Raw genomic sequence first — 16,700 nt, 5'->3', positions numbered from 1 at the left:
TCCCCGCGCCGGACCGGTCTGGAGTGGTGAATGGCTGTCAAGATCGCGGCGTCTGCTGACATCGACGCAGACGCGCAGATCGGTGAAGGATCGCAGATCTGGCACCTCGCGCAGGTACGAGGCGGGGCAGTGCTCGGTGAGCGCTGCGTCGTCGGGCGCGGGGCCTACATCGGGTCTGGTGTGCGCGCCGGGTCGGACTGCAAGATCCAGAACTACGCCCTCGTCTACGAGCCGGCCACCCTGGGCGACGGCGTGTTCATCGGCCCGGCCGCTGTGCTCACCAACGACCAGTACCCGCGCGCGATCAACCCCGACGGCTCCCTCAAGAGCGCCGACGACTGGCACGCCGTCGGCGTCGACATCGGCACCGGTGCCTCGATCGGTGCCCGCGCCGTGTGCGTCGCACCGGTGCGCATCGGCGCCTGGGCCACCGTCGCCGCCGGCGCCGTGGTGACCAAGGACGTGCCGGACTTCGCGATCGTCGCGGGCGTGCCCGCCCGCCAGCGCGGCTGGGTCGGCAAGGCCGGGCACCCCCTGGTCGACGACGGCGACGGACGTTGGTCCTGTCCCGTCACCGCGACCGTGTACGAGGCTGTTGACGCCACCCTGAGAGAGGTCGTTCGACCATGAGTCTTCCACTCATCCCCGCAGCAAAGCCCATCATCGGAGACGACGAGAGGGCCGCGGTCGACCGCGTGCTGCGCTCGGGCATGATCGCCCAGGGGCCCGAGGTCAAGGCCTTCGAGGCCGAGTTCGCCGACCAGCTCGTGGCCGGTCGCCAGTGCGTCGCGGTCAACTCCGGCACCTCTGGGCTGCACCTCGGCCTGCTGGCCGCGGGCATCGGCCCCGGCGACGAGGTCATCGTGCCGTCCTTCACCTTCGCCGCGACCGGGAACTCGGTCGCGCTGACCGGGGCCACGCCGGTCAGCGCCGACATCGAACCCGACTACTTCGGTCTGGACCCGGCCTCCGTGCGCGCCTCGATCACCGAGCGCACCAAGGCGATCATGCCTGTGCACCTCTACGGCCACCCGGCTGCGATGGTCGAGCTGCGCGCGATCGCCGACGAGTTCGGGCTCCAGCTCTTCGAAGACGCCGCCCAGGCGCACGGCGCCCAGCTGAACGGTGCACCCGTGGGCTCCTTCGGCGACTTCGCGATGTTCAGCCTGTACCCCACGAAGAACATGACGAGCGGCGAGGGCGGCATGGTGGCCTGTGCGAACGACACCATCGCCCGCAACGTCCGGCTGCTGCGCAACCAGGGCATGGAGGTGCAGTACGCCAACGAGCTCGTCGGCTTCAACGCCCGGATGACCGACGTGCACGCAGCCATCGGCCGGGTACAGCTGACCAAGCTGACCTGCTGGACCGAGCAGCGCCAGACCAACGCCGGCCTGCTCGACGCCGGCCTCGGCGGCCTGCCCGGCGTCACCATCCCACCCGTGCACGACGACGCGGTGCACGTCTACCACCAGTACACGATCCGCGTCACCGCGGACCGGGACCGGATCGTCAAGGCGCTCCGCGAGGAGCACGGCGTCGGATCCGGGGTCTACTACCCGATCCCCAACCACCGCCTGCCCTCCCTGGCGAAGTACGCCCCTGATCTGCACCTGCCGCGCACCGAGGAGGCCGCCCAGCAGGTCATCTCCCTGCCGGTGCACCCCTCGCTCACCACGGGTGACCTCGAGCGGATCGTCGCCGGCGTCGTCGCGACCGTCAAGGCCGGTTCCTGATGGCGACGCAGAACCTGCGCGCCGGGCTCATCGGCCTGGGCGCGATGGGCCGTCACCACGCCCGCGTGCTCCGTGAGGTCCCTGGCGTCGACCTCGTGGCTGTCGCCGACCCGGGCGGTGACCCGCACGGCGTCGCCGGTGGTCTGCCGGTGCTCCGGGACGTCCAGGCGCTCATCGCCGCCGGGCTCGACACGGCCGTCGTCGCCGTCCCCACGATCTACCACGAGGCGATCGCGCTGGCCCTGGCCGAGGCCGGGGTGCACGCGCTCATCGAGAAGCCGGTCGCCGACTCGAGCGCGGCGGGTCAGCGGATCGTCGACGCCTTCGCCGCGGCCGGACTGGTCGGCGCCGTCGGGCACATCGAACGGTTCAACCCCGCCCTGCAGGAGCTGCGTCGCCGGCTCGCGGACGGCGAGCTCGGAGCGATCTACCAGATCATCACCCGCATGCAGGGGCCCTTCCCGGCCCGAATCGCCGACGTCGGCGTGGTCAAGGATCTCGCCTCCCACGACATCGACCTCACCGCGTGGGTCGCGCAGAGCCCCTACGCGACCATCTCCGCCCAGGTCGCGCACCGCAGCGGGCGCCAGTTCGAGGACATGGTCCTGGCTACCGGCACCCTCGCCAACGGCGTGATTGTCAACCACACGGTCAACTGGCTCTCCCCCATGAAGGAGCGGGTCACGGTCGTCACCGGCGAGCGCGGTGCCTTCGTCGCGGACACCGCGAGCGCCGACCTCACCTTCTACGCCAACGGCACCGTGGCCACCGAGTGGGACTCGATCGCGGCCTTCCGCGGTGTCTCCGAGGGGGACGTCGTCCGCTTCGCCCTCGCCAAGCGCGAGCCCCTGCGCGTCGAGCACGAGGCTTTCCGGGACGCCGTCCTGGGGATCAGCAACGACATCGTCACCCTGGAGGAAGGCCTGGCGACACTGCGGGTCGCCGAGGCGATGGTCACCTCCGCCCAGAGTGGGCAGAGCGTCCGTCTTGGGTGAGGCGACCCCGGCGACGGTTGCTCGGCCGACGGCGCACGTCGTCGTCGCCAGCCGCATCTTCGTCCCCGAGGCCGCCGCGGCGTCCTTCCGGCTCGCCGCGCTGACCCGCGCGCTGGCCCGCCGGGCCGGGCGGGTCACGGTCCTCACCGTGCGCCCGACGCCGGAAGCCGCCGCTGCCGACGCCGCGCCCGCGCTGCCCGCCAACGTCGCCGCCAAGCGGTGGCCCGTGCTGCGTGACGCCTCCGGCGTGGTCCGCGGGTACGTGCAGTATCTGAGCTTCGACGCCCCCCTCGCCCTGCGGCTGCTGCTCGTGGCCCGGCCCACGGTCGTGGTGAGCGAACCGCCGCCGACCACCGGCGTCGTCGTCCGCGTGATCAGCGCGCTGCGCCGGGTGCCGTACGTCTACTACGCGGCGGACATCTGGTCCGACGCCGCGGCGAGCACCGGCGCGCCCGCCCCGCTCGTGCGGGTGGTCGCGGCGATGGAGCGCTGGGCCCTGCGCGGGGCGCGTGCCGTGATCGCTGTCTCCGACGGCGTCGCCGACCGCCTGGGCGAGCTCGGCGTCGACCCGGCCGTCGTGACGGTCGTGCGCAACGGGATCGACACGACCGTGTTCACCCCGACCGGGCCGCCGGCGCCCGATGCGCCGGAGGCGCCCTACCTCGTCTACGCGGGGACCGCGTCGGAGTGGCAGGGTGCGGAGATCTTCGTCGAGGCCCTGGCCCGGGTGCGAGAGACCGTCCCGGACGCCCGGGTGGTCTTCCTCGGCCAGGGCAGCGCGTGGTCGACGATCGCCTCCCACGCCGAGGCGCTGCCGGCCGGTGCCGTCGAGTTGCGCGGAGCCGTGCCCCCCGAGGTCGCCGCGCAGTGGCTGCGCGGTGCCCACGGCGCGCTGGTGAGCCTGCGCCCCGGCCTGGGCTACGACTTCGCCTTCCCGACCAAGGTCTTCGCCGCAGTCGCATGCGGCACCCCGGTCGTCTACGCCGGGCCAGGCCCGGCCCGCGCGGTGATCAGCGACAACGCCCTGGGAACGGTGATCGACTTCGATGTCGAGGCCGTCGCCCAGGCGATGATCGGCGCCCTGACCAGGCCCGCCACCGCCCCCGAGCGTGAGCGCCTGGCCGCCTGGGTCCAGGACAACGCCTCTGCGACCCGCGCGGGCGCGCAGGCCGCCGCCGTCGTCGCCGGCTGCCTCAGCTCCGTGAAGGACGACCGATGACGAGCCTGATCCACACCGTGCGGACGCTGCTGGCGCTGCTGCCCGCGGGCAGCCGACGCTTCGTCATGCTCTTCGCGGCGATGTCCGGCGGCCTGGCGATCCTCGACGTCGCCGCGCTCGGGCTGCTCGCCCTGACCCTGGCCCCCATGCTCGCGTCCTCCGACGCCTCGGTGACCCTCCCGGTGCTGGGCACCTTCGACGAGACGAGCGAGTTCGTCCGGCTGCTCATCGTGGTCGGGGTGCTCATCATCACCAAGAGTGTGTGCGCGGTCATCCTGCAGTGGTTCGCCACCCGCCGGTTCGCGCGCTTCGAGCAGGAGCTCGGCCGTCAGCTTCTCGATGCCTTCTTCGTCTCCCCGTGGACCGACCGGCTCGGGCGCAACTCGACCGACCTCGTCCGCTCGACCGACGTCGGGGTGGCCACGACCGTTTCGGGGGTGCTCATCCCGTTCACCATGCTCTCGGGCGAGGCCTTCACCTTCGTCGCGGTGCTCGCCGTGCTCGTCATCGCCGCGCCGCTCATGGCCGTGGTCACGGTCGTCTACTTCGGCATCGTGGGTGCCTTCCTCTATGGCTGGGTGCTGCGCAAAGCGGTGGCCGCCGGCCACGACAACCGCAACTACTCCACCCGCGCGGTGCGCCTGGTCAGCGAGATGGTCGCCTCGCTCAAGGAGATCACCCTGCGGGACAAGGGCGGGGAGGTCTCCGCCCTGGTCCAGGGCGTCCGCCTGCGCAGCTCCCACGCCCGGGCGAACATGTCCTTCCTCGGCGTGGTCCCGCGCTACGTCCTGGAGGCCGCCCTCGTCGGCGGCTTCGCCCTCGCCGCGCTCGTCGGTTCCGCCGAGGGCAGCGGGTCCGGCGGTGCACTCGGGGCGATCGCGCTGTTCGGCGTCGCCGGCTTCCGCATCGTCCCCTCGATCACCCGCTTCCAGTCGATCATGGCCTCCACCGCCGCCTCGATCCCCTTCGCCCAGAAGGTCATCGACGAGATCGAACGGGGCAAGCGCAACTCCGCGCAGCGCCTGGAGGCCGGCCCCGGGGAAGCGCTGCCCGACGACGCCCGCGCGATGATCCTCGAGGACGTCACCTTTACGTACCCTGGCAGCGACCGCGCGGCCGTGCGCGGGGTGGACCTCACGATCCCCTTCGGCTCCTCGATGGCCCTGGTCGGGGCGTCCGGGTCGGGCAAGTCCACGCTCGTGGACCTCATCCTCGGGCTGCTCGAGCCGACCGGCGGGCAGATCTTCGTCGACGACCTGCCCCTGGCCGGGGTGCTCGCCTCCTGGCGGTCCCGGGTCGGCTACGTGCCCCAGGAGGTGTCCCTCTTCGACGCGAGCGTCGCCCAGAACGTCGCCCTGTCCTGGACCGAGGAAGGCATCGACCGGGCCAAGGTCCGCCGGTCCCTGCAGCGGGCGCAGGTGCTCGACATCATCGACGCCCGCGAGGGCGGCATCGACGCCCCGATCGGTGAGCGCGGGATGAACCTCTCGGGCGGCCAGCGTCAACGCCTGGGCATCGCCCGCGCGCTCTACGCCGACCCGATGGTGCTCATCATGGACGAGGCCACGAGCTCCCTGGACACCGGGACCGAGGCGCTGGTCACCCAGGCGATCCAGGAGCTGCGCGGGGACGTGACGGTCATCGTCGTGGCGCACCGCCTCGCCACCATCCGCCACTCCGACGCGGTGTGCTTCATGCGCGACGGCGAGCTCGTGATCTCCGGGACCTTCGCTGAGGTGGTCTCCGCCGAACCGGACTTCGCCCACCAGGCAGCCCTCGCGGGCCTCGCCGAGGAACCGACCCCACCTTCCCCGACCCCGCCCGCCGAGGACCCCGCATGAGCACCCAGGACCAGCCCGCCGCCGCACCCGCCGCACCGGCCGCGCTCCCGACGGTCGACGGCCGCCCGCTGCGGATCGGCGTTCTCGTCTACAACGACTGCCACGCCGACGCCCGCGTCCTCAAGACCGCCGCCACCCTGCACGACGCCGGCGCGGACGTCCGCATCATCGCCGTCGCCCGTGCGCGCGCCGGCTTCCCCGAAGGCTTCGAGACCCTCCCCTCGGGCGTCGAGCTCGTCCGCGTGCCCGAGTTCGAGCTCGCCGCGTCAGCGCCGCGGCTCGCGGCGTTCACGAAGAAGGTGCTCCGGATCGGGACCGGCGCACCGGCCTCGATGAGCACGTCGATGGTCGACACCCCGGGGCCGCCCCGCACCCGGCAGGCCGCTCCCGTCCCGAGCGCGGTCGCCGTCTCGTCGTCCCCGACAGCAGCAGCCCCCACTCCGCCCCGGACGCTCACCACCCGCGCGAAGAAGACCTTCGACGGCCTGTGGATGAAGACCTACCAGGTCGTCAGCCTCGCGATCTACCACCGGGGTGCCCGCAAGGCGCTCGCCGAGTGGCGCCCCGACGTCGTGCACGCCAACGACGCGAACACCCTCGCGCCGGCCTCCCGCGCCGGGGTGCCGGTCGTCTACGACTCCCACGAGCTGTGGACGCACCGCAACGTCTCCGGCGCCCGCCCGGTCGCCAAGGTCGTGGAGAGGATCAGCGAGCGACGCCACGCCCGCCGGGCCGCCGGCGTCATCACCGTGTCACCCTCGATCGCGACCTGGCTCCAGGACACCTACCGGCTCCCGGTGCGGCCCACCCTCGTGCGCAACATCCCGGCCCGACCGACCACGCCGATGGACCCCGCGCAGGGACGCCTGCGCACCCTCGCCGGTCTGGACCCCCAGGACCAGGTGATCGCCTACGGCGGGCGGATCACCACCTCGCGGGGCATCGAGGAGACCCTGCGCGCCATGGTCGAGCTGCCGGCCGCCGTGCACTTCGTCCTCCTCGGCTACGGGGAACCGACGTACATCGCCCCGCTCAAGGTGATGGCCGCGGACCTCGGCGTCGCCGACCGGGTGCACTTCGTCGGGCGGGTCGGCCCGACCGAGGTCGCCGCGGCCCTCGCCGACGCCGACCTGTCCGTCGTCTACGTCCGCCCGACTTGCCTGAGCTACCGCTACTCCCTGCCCAACAAGCTCTTCGAGGCCATCCACGCCGGGCTGCCCGTTGCGGCCGCGGACCTGCCCGACACCGCGCAGATCGTCCGGGACTACGGCGTCGGTGAGGTGTTCAGCTCGGACTCCCCGCACGACCTCGCCCGCGTCGTCTCCGAGGTGCTGGCGGCCCCCGAGCAGTTCCGCGCGGCCGCCCGCGCCGCGGCGCAGCAGCTCACCTGGGAGGGGGAGGCCGCCCAGCTGCTCGGCCTCTACCACCGGGTGCTCGACGCCGACGGCCCCGCATGAGCGCCCGACCGTCGCTGCTCATCGTGTCCTTCTCCCGCATCGCCGACGACGCGCGGGTGCTCAAGCAGGTCAACCTCTTCTCCGGCACCTACGACGTGACCACCGCTGGCTACGGCCCCGCGCCTGCGGGTGTCGTCAACCACCACGAGGTCCCCGCCGACCTGCCAGCGTGGCGCAAGGACCCGAAGTGGCTGCTGACCCGCCAGTACCAGCGCGTCTACTGGGGCAACGCGGCCGTCGCCCACGCACGCGGCGTGCTGCCGGTCGGCGCCTTCGACGTGATCCTGGCCGACGACGTCGACACGGTCCCGCTCGCGCTGTCCCTCGCCCCCCGCCGCGGTGTGCACGCCGACCTGCACGAGTACGCCCCCGGTCAGAACAGCGAGCTGGCCCGGTGGCGGTGGTTCGTGGCGCCCTACATCCGGTGGATCTGCCGGCGGTTCGTCACCCAGGCGGCGTCGGTCACCACGGTCGGGCAGGGGATCGCCGACCGGTACACCCGCGAGCTGGGCGTCCCGGTATCTGTCGTGACCAACGCCGCGCCCTACGCCGAGCTCGACGCCCACCCTGTCGGTTCCCCGATCCGGCTCGTGCACAGCGGCAACGCCCAGCGCAACCGCACCCTGGAGGTGATGATCGACGGCGTCGAGCAGTCCAGCGCCGAGGTCACCCTCGACCTGCTGCTCATGCCCAACGACCCCGTCTACCTCGCCGAGCTGCGCGCGAAGTGCGCGGCATCCTCGCGGGTGCGGGTCCTCGACCCGGTCCCGTACGCGGACCTGGTGCGGACCCTCAACGGCTATGACGCCGGCGTGTTCGTGCTGCCGCCGGTGAACTACAACTACGAATGGACGCTGCCGAACAAGCTCTTCGACTATGTCCAGGCGCGGTTGGGCGTCATCGTCGGGCCCAGCCCGGAGATGGCCCACGAGGTGAGGGCGCGCGGCCTGGGCGCCGTGGCGGAGGACTTCACCGCCACCGGGTTCGCGGCGGTCCTCGACGCGCTCGACCCGGTCGAGGTCAACGCCTGGAAGGCGGCCTCAGACGGCAGCGCCCGCGAGCTCTCCGCCGAGGTGCAGTCGGCAGGCTGGGCGAGTGCCGTCGCGGAGATCCTCGCCGGGGGTCAGGACAGGCCGAGCAGGGACCGCCACGCGCGGTAGTGCTCAACGGCGACGCCCCCGAACAACGGGTCACCGGCCAGCGCCTCGCCCACCAGATCGGCCTCACGCACCAGCGCGTCGGCGCCGTCGTCGTAGAACGTGAAGGGCGCGCCGCCGGCGATGGCCGGCGTGTCCGTCTCCAGGCCCACCATGTACGGGACGCCTGCGGCCCCGGCGGCCGCGCGGGCCGGCGCGGACAGGGCGATGATCCCGTCGAACTCTGCTGCGTGGTCGACGAAGGTCACGATGGAGAGTGCGTCGGCCCGCTCCAGGACGGCGTCGAAGAGCGTGCCGCCGTCCGGAGCGGGGGTCGTGGCCAGCCAATAGGGAGCGTCCAGAGAGAGTGCGACACCTGCAGGGAGGGCGGCCTTGACGGCGTCCATGGTGGCTTCCCACCGTGCGACGGTCCCGGCCCGGTCGGTGGTCCAGGACGGCAGCGTCCACGGCTCGAGGGAGAGCTGGACGTAGTCGACGGGCCGTGTGCTGATCGCGTCCAGGGCCCACGTCACAGCCAGGGACGGGTCGTCGAGCCAGCCGGGGTCGCCGCCGAGCACCCCGACCTCGAACCCGGCGTCGTGCAGGGCCGTGGTCGTCGCGTCCATCCACGCCCCGACGGGCCCCTCGTCGGACACCCACGGTGCGGCGATGTGCACCTGGCGCAGGGAGTGCTGGCGAGCGAACTCCACGAGGATCTGCGGGTCAGCGGCGGCGTAGCCGGTGCCGCGGTTGTCTTGGTCGGTGGTGAGGGAGTTGTCCCAGACCCACATGGACCCGAACGTCGACCTGGCCGTCACCGGCTGGCCGGGCGGAGCCTGCGTCTCGCCGGCAGGCGCCTGCGAGGGGTTCGCCGGGGTGTCGGCGGGGGTCTCGGCTGCGCTCAGCGGTGTCCACGTGGTGGCGGCCGCCGGATCGTTGATCTGCATTCCGCGCGGCTCCTCGAAGGAAGAGGTGATCAGGGCACCATCTCCTGGCGCGCTGTCTGCTGGTGCCGTCGCCGGGACCGGCTGTGCGGGCAGGTGCGGCTGGGTCGGTGCGGGGGACGTCGTGGCGGGGTGGGCCACCTGGGTGTACCCGACGGCCGCGCTCACGCCGAGGAAGCCCAAGGTCACGACGACGCCAACACCGACCACGATGGACCGGCGAGTGGGCCGTACGGCGCCGGGACGGGTGCCCGCTCGGGTGCTGGGGCGGGAGAGTGTCGGGGTGGGCATCAGAGCATCTCCCCGCCGTTGGCTGTCCGTTGACCGTGCAGACGCTCACACGTGCCACGCCGCGAACCGAACCTCTGTGGCGCGTGTCACAGAACCCTAGCCCATCCGGCCTCCCAGCTCCTGGATCACCCGCTCCGCCGCGTGTCCGTCCCCGTACGGCGCCGCCTCGGTCGGCTCCGGCGCTGCCCGCCGGACCCCGGCCAGGATCTCCGCGGCCGAGAACGCCAGCACGTTCCACCCCAGCTGGACCGTCTCGACCCACTCCGTCTCCGTCCGCACCGTCGTGCACGGCACCCGCAGCAGGAACGCCTCCTTCTGCAGGCCCCCGGAGTCGGTCACCACGCCCGCGCTCGCCATGGTCGCGGCGATCAGGTCCGGGTAGGCCAGCGGGGGGTGCAGCACCACCGCCCCACCGGACCAGTCGATCCCGGCCGACTCGGACCGGGCGAGCAAGCGCGGGTGGGCGAGCAGCACGACCGGACGGTCCAAGGCCTTGAGGCTCGCCGCGATCTCGGCGAGGCGGGCAGGGTCGTCGGTGTTCTCCGCGCGGTGGATGGTCGCCACATAGAAGTCCCCGGTGGTCACTCCCGCGCTCGCGAGCACGGCCGCCGGTGCGCCGGTGAGGGAGTCGCGCACGGTGAGCAGCACGTCGGTCATGACGTCACCCACCACGACGGTCCGCGTGCCCAGCCCTTCGGCGCGCAGGTGCTCGGCGGCCACCGTGGTCGGTGCGAGGAGGAGGTCGGCGGCGTGGTCGGTGAGCACCCGGTTGTGCTCCTCGGGCATGGCCCGGTTGAAGGAGCGCAGCCCGGCCTCCAGGTGCGCGACCGGCAGGTGCAGCTTGACCGCGGACAGCGCCGCGGCGAGGGTGGAGTTGGTGTCCCCGTAGACGAGCACCCAGTCCGGGCGTTCGGCCTCGAGAACCGCGTCGAGCGCGGCGAGGATCGCCCCGGTCTGGCGCCCATGGCTCCCGGACCCGACACCGAGGTGCACATCCGGGGCGGGGATGGACAGGTCGGTGAAGAACACGTCGGAGAGCATCGGGTCGTAGTGCTGCCCGGTGTGGACGATCACGTGCTCAACCCCCGCTGCGGCCGCCGCGTGGGCGATCGGGGCGAGCTTGACGAACTGCGGGCGGGCGCCGACGACCGAGAGGAGCTTCACGCTCGGTGAGTCTACGCACCGGCGTCGGCCCCTCGCGTCAGGCCCGCCCGCCGACCGGCGCTGATAGCGTCGGGGCCGTGAAGATCATCGCCGTGACCGCGTGGTTCCCCAGCCCCAAGGCGCCCACGATGGGCACCTTCGTCGAGAAGGACGTCCGCGTGCTGGCCCGCGACCACGACGTCGAGGTGGTCCACCTCATCGCTCCCCACCTGGCGGACCGCCGCGAGGCCGACGTCGACACCATCGACCACGACGGCCTGGTGGTGCACCGCATCGTCATGTCCCCCCAGCGCCCCGACCAGATCCTGCGTGCCCGCCGCCTGCTCGAGCCGCTGCTCGCCGGCGCGGACCTCGTGCACACCATGGCCTTCCCCTCGTTGCTGCCCTTCGCCCGCACCCGGCCCGCTGCGCCGTGGGTGCACACCGAGCACTGGTCGGGCCTGACCACCCCGGCCACGCTCCCGGCCGCCTGGCGGCTCGCCCTGCCGGCGCTGCGCCCGCTCCTCAAGCGGCCCGACGTCGTCACCGCGGTCTGCGAGTACCTTGCCCGCCCGATCCGCGCCGAGCGCCCCGGGCGGTCCACCGTCATCGTGCCGTGCATCGTCCCCGCCCCGTCCGCGCTCGCGCCGCGCACCCCGGGGCAGGGGCGCCCGCTCGAGCTCGTCGGGGTCGGCGGGCTCATCGACCGCAAGGACCCGCTGCTCGCCGTGCGCGCCCTCGCCGTGCTCCGTGCCCGCGGCCACGACGTCCACCTCACCTGGGCGGGCAGCGGCCCCCTGCACGACGCCGTGCTCGCGCTCGCGGCCGACCTCGCCGTCTCCGACCGCCTCACCCTGCTCGGCACGGTCGACGCCGCCGGGGTGGGCGCCGCTCTCGACGCCGCCGACCTGTTCTTCCTGCCGACCAAGGCGGACAACTTCTGCGTCTCGGCCGCCGAGGCGCTCGTGCACGGGCGCCCGGTCGTCGTGGGGGCCACCGGCGGTCAGGGGGAGTACATCGAGGCGGACGCCGGGGAGCTCGTCGACGTCCAGGACGCGGGGGCCTACGCGGACGCGATCGAGCGGGTGCGGCGCTCGACCTCCGGGCGCAGCGCCGAGGAGATCGCCGCGACCATCGGGGACCGGTTCAGCCCGGAGACCGTCCGGCGCGGCTACCTCGACGCCTACGCGGTGGCCCGTGCGGAGCGTGGCGAGTGACGGTGGTGTCTCCCGCAGCCGATGTCGTGGTCGACGTCGTGATCGCGGTGCACACCGCACAGCGCCCGATCGCGCGCGCGGTCGCCTCGGTGTTCGACGGTCCCGATGCTCGCGTCCCGGTCCGGGTGACCGTCGTGGCGCACAACGTCGACCCCGCGCTCATGGAGGCCAACCTCGCCGGCGTGGCCGTCCCTGCGGGCTCGAGCGTCCGTGTCCTCGCCTTCACCGACGCCACCCGCAGCCCAGCCGGCCCGTTCAACCACGGCCTCGACGCGGCGCGAGCACCCTACGTGGCGGTCATGGGCTCTGACGACATGCTCGCACCCGGCGCGATCGTCTCCTGGGTCGCCCTGGCCCGCCGCACCGGCGCTGCAGCGGTGATCGCGCGGCTGGCCACGGCCCACTCCGACGGCTCGGTCGCCGCCGTCGTCCCCACCCCACCAGCCCGGCCCCTGCGCTCGACCGGGCTCGACGGCGTGCGGGACCGGTTGTCCTACCGCTCCGCGCCGTTGGGCCTGCTCGACCGTGCCATGCTCGACCGCCTCGGCCTGCGGTTCACCCTGGGCCACGAGGTCGGTGAGGACGTCGCCTTCGTGACCCGGTTGTGGTTCTCCGGGGAGCCGATCGCCTTCGACCGCCGCGGCCCGGCCTACCTCGTCCAGGACGACGCCGGGGACCGGGTGACCGGGATCGCCCGACCGGTCGCGACCGAGCTGGCCTTCCTGCTGGACCTCGTGCGCGAGGAGTGGTTCACCGCGCTGCCGTTGAACGCTCGGCGCGCCGCCGCGGTGAAGTTCCTGCGCATCCACGTCTTCGGGCTGCTGCTCAACCGGACGGCGCCGTTCTGGACGCCCGTCGAGCGGGCGTCGCTGGCCCGCCTCGCGGGCGCCGTCCTGCACGCGGCGCCCGGGTGCGAGCGGGTGCTCTCCCGAGCCGACTGCGCGGTGCTGCGCGCGGTCGCGGACCCGGCGAGCGACCTCGGGCAGCTCATCGAGCTGGCTCACACCCGACGCCGCCACGGCCGCCCGGCGACGGTGGTCACCGCGGACCTGACCCGGCTGTTCGCCCGGGAGGCGCCGCTGCGGCTGATGGCCGCCTCCGTCCTCGCCAGGCGCTGAGGGCAGTATCCTGCAGGGAGATTTGTGCCCACTCAGTCGGACCAGGTGAAGGTGTACATGCGCATCGCAGTCGTTGCTCTTGGAAAGATCGGCCTCCCGCTGGCCGTCCAGTTCGCCGACCAGGGTCACGACGTGGTGGGAGTGGACGTCAACGCCGCCGCCGTCGACCTCATCAACGCGGCAGTCGAACCCTTCCCCGGTGAGGCTCACCTCGCTGAGAAGCTCGCCGAGGTGGTCGGTGCCGGGCGCCTGCGCGCCACGACCGACTACGCCGATGCGATCCCCGGCGCCGACGCCGTCGTGCTCGTCGTGCCGCTCTTCGTCGACGAGGCGACCGCCGCCCCGGACTTCGGCTGGATGGACGCCGCGACCCGCTCGCTCGCCGAGCACCTGACCCCGGGCACTCTCGTCTCCTACGAGACGACCCTGCCCGTGGGGGTGACCCGCGGGAGGTGGAAGCCGCTGCTGGAGGAGGTCTCCGGCCTCACCGAGGGCACCGACTTCCACCTCGTCTTCTCCCCCGAGCGGGTGCTCACCGGCCGCGTCTTCGCTGACCTGCGCAAGTACCCCAAGCTCGTCGGGGGGCTGAGCGAGGAAGGCGCACGCAAGGCCAAGGAGTTCTACGAGGCGGTGCTCACCTTCGACGAGCGCCCCGACCTGGCCCGCCCGAACGGTGTCTGGGACCTGGGCTCCGCCGAGGCCGCCGAGATGGCCAAGCTCGCCGAGACCACGTACCGCGACGTGAACATCGGCCTCGCCAACCAGTTCGGCGCCTTCGCCGAGAAGGTCGGCATCGACGTGTACTCCGTCATCGAGGCGTGCAACTCCCAGCCCTACAGCCACATTCACCGTCCCGGTATCGCCGTCGGCGGTCACTGCATCCCGGTGTACCCGCGGCTGTACCTGTCGGTCGACCCGGACGCCTCGATCGTGCGGGAGGCCCGGGCGGTCAACGCGGCGGTGCCCGAGCGGGTGGTGGCGCGCGCCGAGGAGATCCTGGGTTCGCTCGACGGACTGGGGGTCGTGGTGCTCGGCGCGACGTATCGCGGTGGAGTGAAGGAGACGGCACTGTCGGGCGTCTTCCCGCTCGTCGAGGCCCTGCGGTCGCGGGGGGCCCGCATCACGGTCCACGACCCGCTCTACACCGACGCCGAGCTTGAGGCGCTGGGCTTCGACGCCTACCACTATGGCCAGGCGACCGACGTGGCGATCGTGCAGGCCGACCACGGCGAGTACCGCACCATCACCCCGGTCCAGGTCCCCGGCCTTCGGCTGCTGGTGGACGGTCGCCGGGTGACCGACCCGGCGGCGTGGGCCGGGGTGCCGCGGATCGTCGTCGGGAACGGCCAGGTCGCGTAGCCTGCCGGTGAACGCAGAAGAGGCCCCGGGACGACTGTCGTCCCGGGGCCTCTGGTGTCAGGTCAGTGACCCGCTGCGGAGTACTTCGCCTCGGTGGCGGCCTTCGCGGGACGCCACCACGCCTCGTTGGCCTTGTACCAGTCGACCGTGGCCTGCAGCCCGGTCTGGAAGTCGGTGTACTTGGGCTCCCACCCGAGCTCAGACCTGAGCTTGGAGGAGTCGATCGCATACCGCAGGTCGTGCCCGGCGCGGTCCTTGACGTGGTCGAAGTCGTCCTTCGCGAGGCCGAACGCCTCGAGCAGGGCCTCGACGACCTCGAGGTTGTTCTTCTCCCCGTCCGCACCGATGAGGTAGGTCTCCCCGATCTGGCCGTGGTCGATGATGGCCCAGACGGCCGAGTTGTGGTCCTCGACATGGATCCAGTCGCGAACGTTCTCGCCCTTGCCGTAGAGGCGCGGCTTGATGCCGTCGATGAGGTTGGTCACCTGGCGCGGGATGAACTTCTCGATGTGCTGGTAGGGCCCGTAGTTGTTCGAGCAGTTCGAGATGGTCGCCTGGATGCCGAAGGAGCGCGCCCAGGCGCGCACGAGCATGTCGCTGCCGGCCTTGGTCGAGGAGTACGGGCTCGACGGGTTGTACGGGGTGTCGGCGGTGAACTTGGCCGGGTCGTCGAGCTCGAGGTCGCCGTAGACCTCGTCGGTCGAGATGTGGTGGTAGCGGACGCCGTGCTTGCGGACGGCCTCGAGCAGCGTGTAGGTGCCGATGAGGTTCGTGTGCACGAAGGGCCACGGGTTCGTCAACGAGTTGTCGTTGTGGGACTCGGCCGCGAAGTGGACCACGAGGTCGCTCTCCCCGACGAGGCGGTCGACAAGCTCCGCGTCGGTGATGTCACCTTCCACGAAGGCGATCTGGTCGGCGACAGGTGCGAGGGACGCCTTGTCGCCGGCGTACGTCAGCGCATCGAGCACGGTGATCTTCACGTCGGGTCGTTCGCGAACGGTCAGGTGGACGAAGTTCGAGCCGATGAAGCCGGCTCCTCCGGTGACGAGCAGACGCATGTGTTTCCTCCAGGACGGGGTGGTCGGCTGCCAGCCTACCCAACCCGCCAGGGTGCGGTGCCGGATGGGCACGGTGGATGGCCCGGTACGGGTAGGGTGTGGTCGATCCAGTGTGCGTGACGCCATGACTGGAGAGCCTTGAAGCGGGAGCCCTACGTGAGCCAGTACGAAGCGACAGTGAACCTGGCGGACTCGAACCTGAGCCACACCTTGATTCTTGAGCAGGTCGGCGAGAACAAGACCGTCCTGGACCTGGGGTGTGCGTCCGGCTACCTTGCCGAGGCGTTGGTCGCTCGCGGCTGCACGGTGAGCGGGGTCGAGTACGACGCGGTCGAGGCGGAGAAGGCGCGCCCGCACCTGGACCGCCTGATCGTCGGTGACCTGAACCACCTGGACCTCGCAGCGGAGTTCGCCGAGCAGACGTTCGACGTCGTGGTGTGCGGCGACATCCTCGAGCATCTCCTCTTCCCGGCCGACGTGCTGGCGGCCGCCGTGTCGCTGCTCGCTCCTGGGGGGAGTGTCATCATCTCGATCCCCAACGTCGGGCACGGGAGCCTGCGGCTCGCGTTGCTGGCCGGAGAGTGGAACTACACCTCCCTCGGCCTGCTCGACGAGACCCACATCAAGTTCTTCACGTACAAGACGCTCATGAGCCTCGTCGCCGGAGCGGGACTGGTCATCGAGGACGCTCAGTACACCGTTGCCGACGCGCTGGCCACCGAGGTGAAGATCCCCACCGACGACCTGTCGGCGGAGGTGATCGACTGGGTCCGCGGGCGTCCGTTCGCCGATGCCTACCAGTACGTCGTCCGGGCCGTCCCGGCGCCCGCAGTCGATCTCCCCTCGAGCGACCGTGGACACGCAGAGCCCCGTCCTGCGGTGGCACGGAACAGCGTCGTGGACGAGTTCTCGCAGGCCGCGGAGAAGCTGCGCGCCGATCGGGCCGCCGTCGAGACGAGGGCGCAGGAGCTCCACGGTCGCGTTGTCGAGCTCGAACGGGAGCGGGACGAGCTGGAACGCGAGCGGGACCACCTGCGCGGCATCGTGGTCGACGTCACCCGCGATCGTGACGACATGCTGCGGTCACGGACCTGGCGTGCGGGTCGTGTCGTCGTCGCCCCGGTCGCCGGCCTGCGCCGACTCCTCGGTCGCTGAGCACCCGCCCGGCTGGCGGGGCTGGTGGGGG

At 72.1% G+C, this 16,700-nt stretch carries 14 protein-coding genes; 11 read left to right on the top strand and 3 right to left on the bottom strand.

What is annotated here, in order from left to right; translation table 11 throughout:
• Window positions 1-30 precede the first annotated feature (30 nt).
• Genes ACWA15_RS14360 through ACWA15_RS14330 form a run of 7 tightly spaced genes read left to right on the top strand, consistent with a single transcriptional unit; the run spans window position 31 to window position 8,408 of the window.
• On the top strand, window positions 31-630 hold the full coding sequence (locus tag ACWA15_RS14360) for an acyltransferase (protein ID WP_464056057.1): 600 nt from the start codon (window positions 31-33) through the stop codon (window positions 628-630).
• The gene (locus tag ACWA15_RS14355) at window positions 627-1,736 is read left to right on the top strand and encodes a DegT/DnrJ/EryC1/StrS family aminotransferase (protein ID WP_464056056.1); all 1,110 of its coding nucleotides are present in this window, start codon (window positions 627-629) and stop codon (window positions 1,734-1,736) included. The genes ACWA15_RS14360 and ACWA15_RS14355 overlap by 4 nt, the downstream gene beginning before the upstream one ends.
• Window positions 1,736-2,731 carry a Gfo/Idh/MocA family protein gene (locus ACWA15_RS14350; protein WP_464056055.1) on the top strand — a complete coding sequence of 332 codons (996 nt, stop codon included), beginning with the start codon at window positions 1,736-1,738 and terminating at the stop codon, window positions 2,729-2,731. Before ACWA15_RS14355 ends, ACWA15_RS14350 begins: the two co-directional genes overlap by 1 nt.
• Window positions 2,724-3,950: a glycosyltransferase family 4 protein gene (locus tag ACWA15_RS14345; RefSeq protein WP_464056054.1), complete on the top strand. Its 1,227-nt coding sequence runs from the start codon at window positions 2,724-2,726 to the stop codon at window positions 3,948-3,950. Before ACWA15_RS14350 ends, ACWA15_RS14345 begins: the two co-directional genes overlap by 8 nt.
• Entirely contained in the window at window positions 3,947-5,791 is a 1,845-nt protein-coding gene (locus tag ACWA15_RS14340) for an ABC transporter ATP-binding protein (RefSeq protein WP_464056053.1), read from the top strand. Before ACWA15_RS14345 ends, ACWA15_RS14340 begins: the two co-directional genes overlap by 4 nt.
• The gene (locus tag ACWA15_RS14335; RefSeq protein ID WP_464056051.1) at window positions 5,788-7,248 is read left to right on the top strand and encodes a glycosyltransferase; all 1,461 of its coding nucleotides are present in this window, start codon (window positions 5,788-5,790) and stop codon (window positions 7,246-7,248) included. The genes ACWA15_RS14340 and ACWA15_RS14335 overlap by 4 nt, the downstream gene beginning before the upstream one ends.
• A complete protein-coding gene (locus tag ACWA15_RS14330; RefSeq protein ID WP_464056050.1) occupies window positions 7,245-8,408 on the top strand; it encodes a glycosyltransferase family protein in 1,164 nt (387 codons plus the stop codon). Before ACWA15_RS14335 ends, ACWA15_RS14330 begins: the two co-directional genes overlap by 4 nt.
• Here ACWA15_RS14330 and ACWA15_RS14325 read toward each other — a convergent pair.
• Entirely contained in the window at window positions 8,372-9,619 is a 1,248-nt protein-coding gene (locus ACWA15_RS14325; protein WP_464056049.1) for a hypothetical protein, read from the bottom strand. The two genes, ACWA15_RS14330 and ACWA15_RS14325, sit on opposite strands and share 37 nt — an antisense overlap.
• A gap of 96 nt (window positions 9,620-9,715) precedes the next feature.
• A complete protein-coding gene (gene wecB, locus ACWA15_RS14320) occupies window positions 9,716-10,783 on the bottom strand; it encodes a non-hydrolyzing UDP-N-acetylglucosamine 2-epimerase (RefSeq protein ID WP_464056048.1) in 1,068 nt (355 codons plus the stop codon).
• Window positions 10,784-10,860: 77 nt separating this feature from the next.
• On the opposite strand from wecB, the gene ACWA15_RS14315 reads away from it, so the two are divergent.
• From ACWA15_RS14315 to ACWA15_RS14305, 3 genes are read left to right on the top strand one after another with little or no spacing between them, the layout of a single operon-like run.
• Entirely contained in the window at window positions 10,861-11,979 is a 1,119-nt protein-coding gene (locus ACWA15_RS14315) for a glycosyltransferase (protein ID WP_464056047.1), read from the top strand.
• A gap of 5 nt (window positions 11,980-11,984) precedes the next feature.
• Window positions 11,985-13,097, top strand: a complete 1,113-nt coding sequence (locus ACWA15_RS14310; protein WP_464056046.1) for a glycosyltransferase — start codon at window positions 11,985-11,987, stop codon at window positions 13,095-13,097.
• A gap of 57 nt (window positions 13,098-13,154) precedes the next feature.
• Window positions 13,155-14,456 carry a nucleotide sugar dehydrogenase gene (locus ACWA15_RS14305; protein WP_464056045.1) on the top strand — a complete coding sequence of 434 codons (1,302 nt, stop codon included), beginning with the start codon at window positions 13,155-13,157 and terminating at the stop codon, window positions 14,454-14,456.
• A gap of 62 nt (window positions 14,457-14,518) precedes the next feature.
• On the opposite strand, the gene rfbB is transcribed toward ACWA15_RS14305, so the two are convergent.
• A complete protein-coding gene (gene rfbB, locus ACWA15_RS14300; RefSeq protein WP_464056044.1) occupies window positions 14,519-15,514 on the bottom strand; it encodes a dTDP-glucose 4,6-dehydratase in 996 nt (331 codons plus the stop codon).
• A gap of 156 nt (window positions 15,515-15,670) precedes the next feature.
• On the opposite strand from rfbB, the gene ACWA15_RS14295 reads away from it, so the two are divergent.
• Window positions 15,671-16,669 (top strand): class I SAM-dependent methyltransferase, encoded by a 999-nt coding sequence (locus ACWA15_RS14295; RefSeq protein WP_464056043.1) that lies wholly within the window; start codon window positions 15,671-15,673, stop codon window positions 16,667-16,669.
• Window positions 16,670-16,700: the final 31 nt, after the last annotated feature.

It is taken from the genome of Sanguibacter sp. TS_SC_8 (assembly GCF_055361235.1).
The sequence above is the reverse complement of the archived record's forward strand: the minus strand, read 5'-3'. Positions and strand labels throughout refer to the sequence as shown.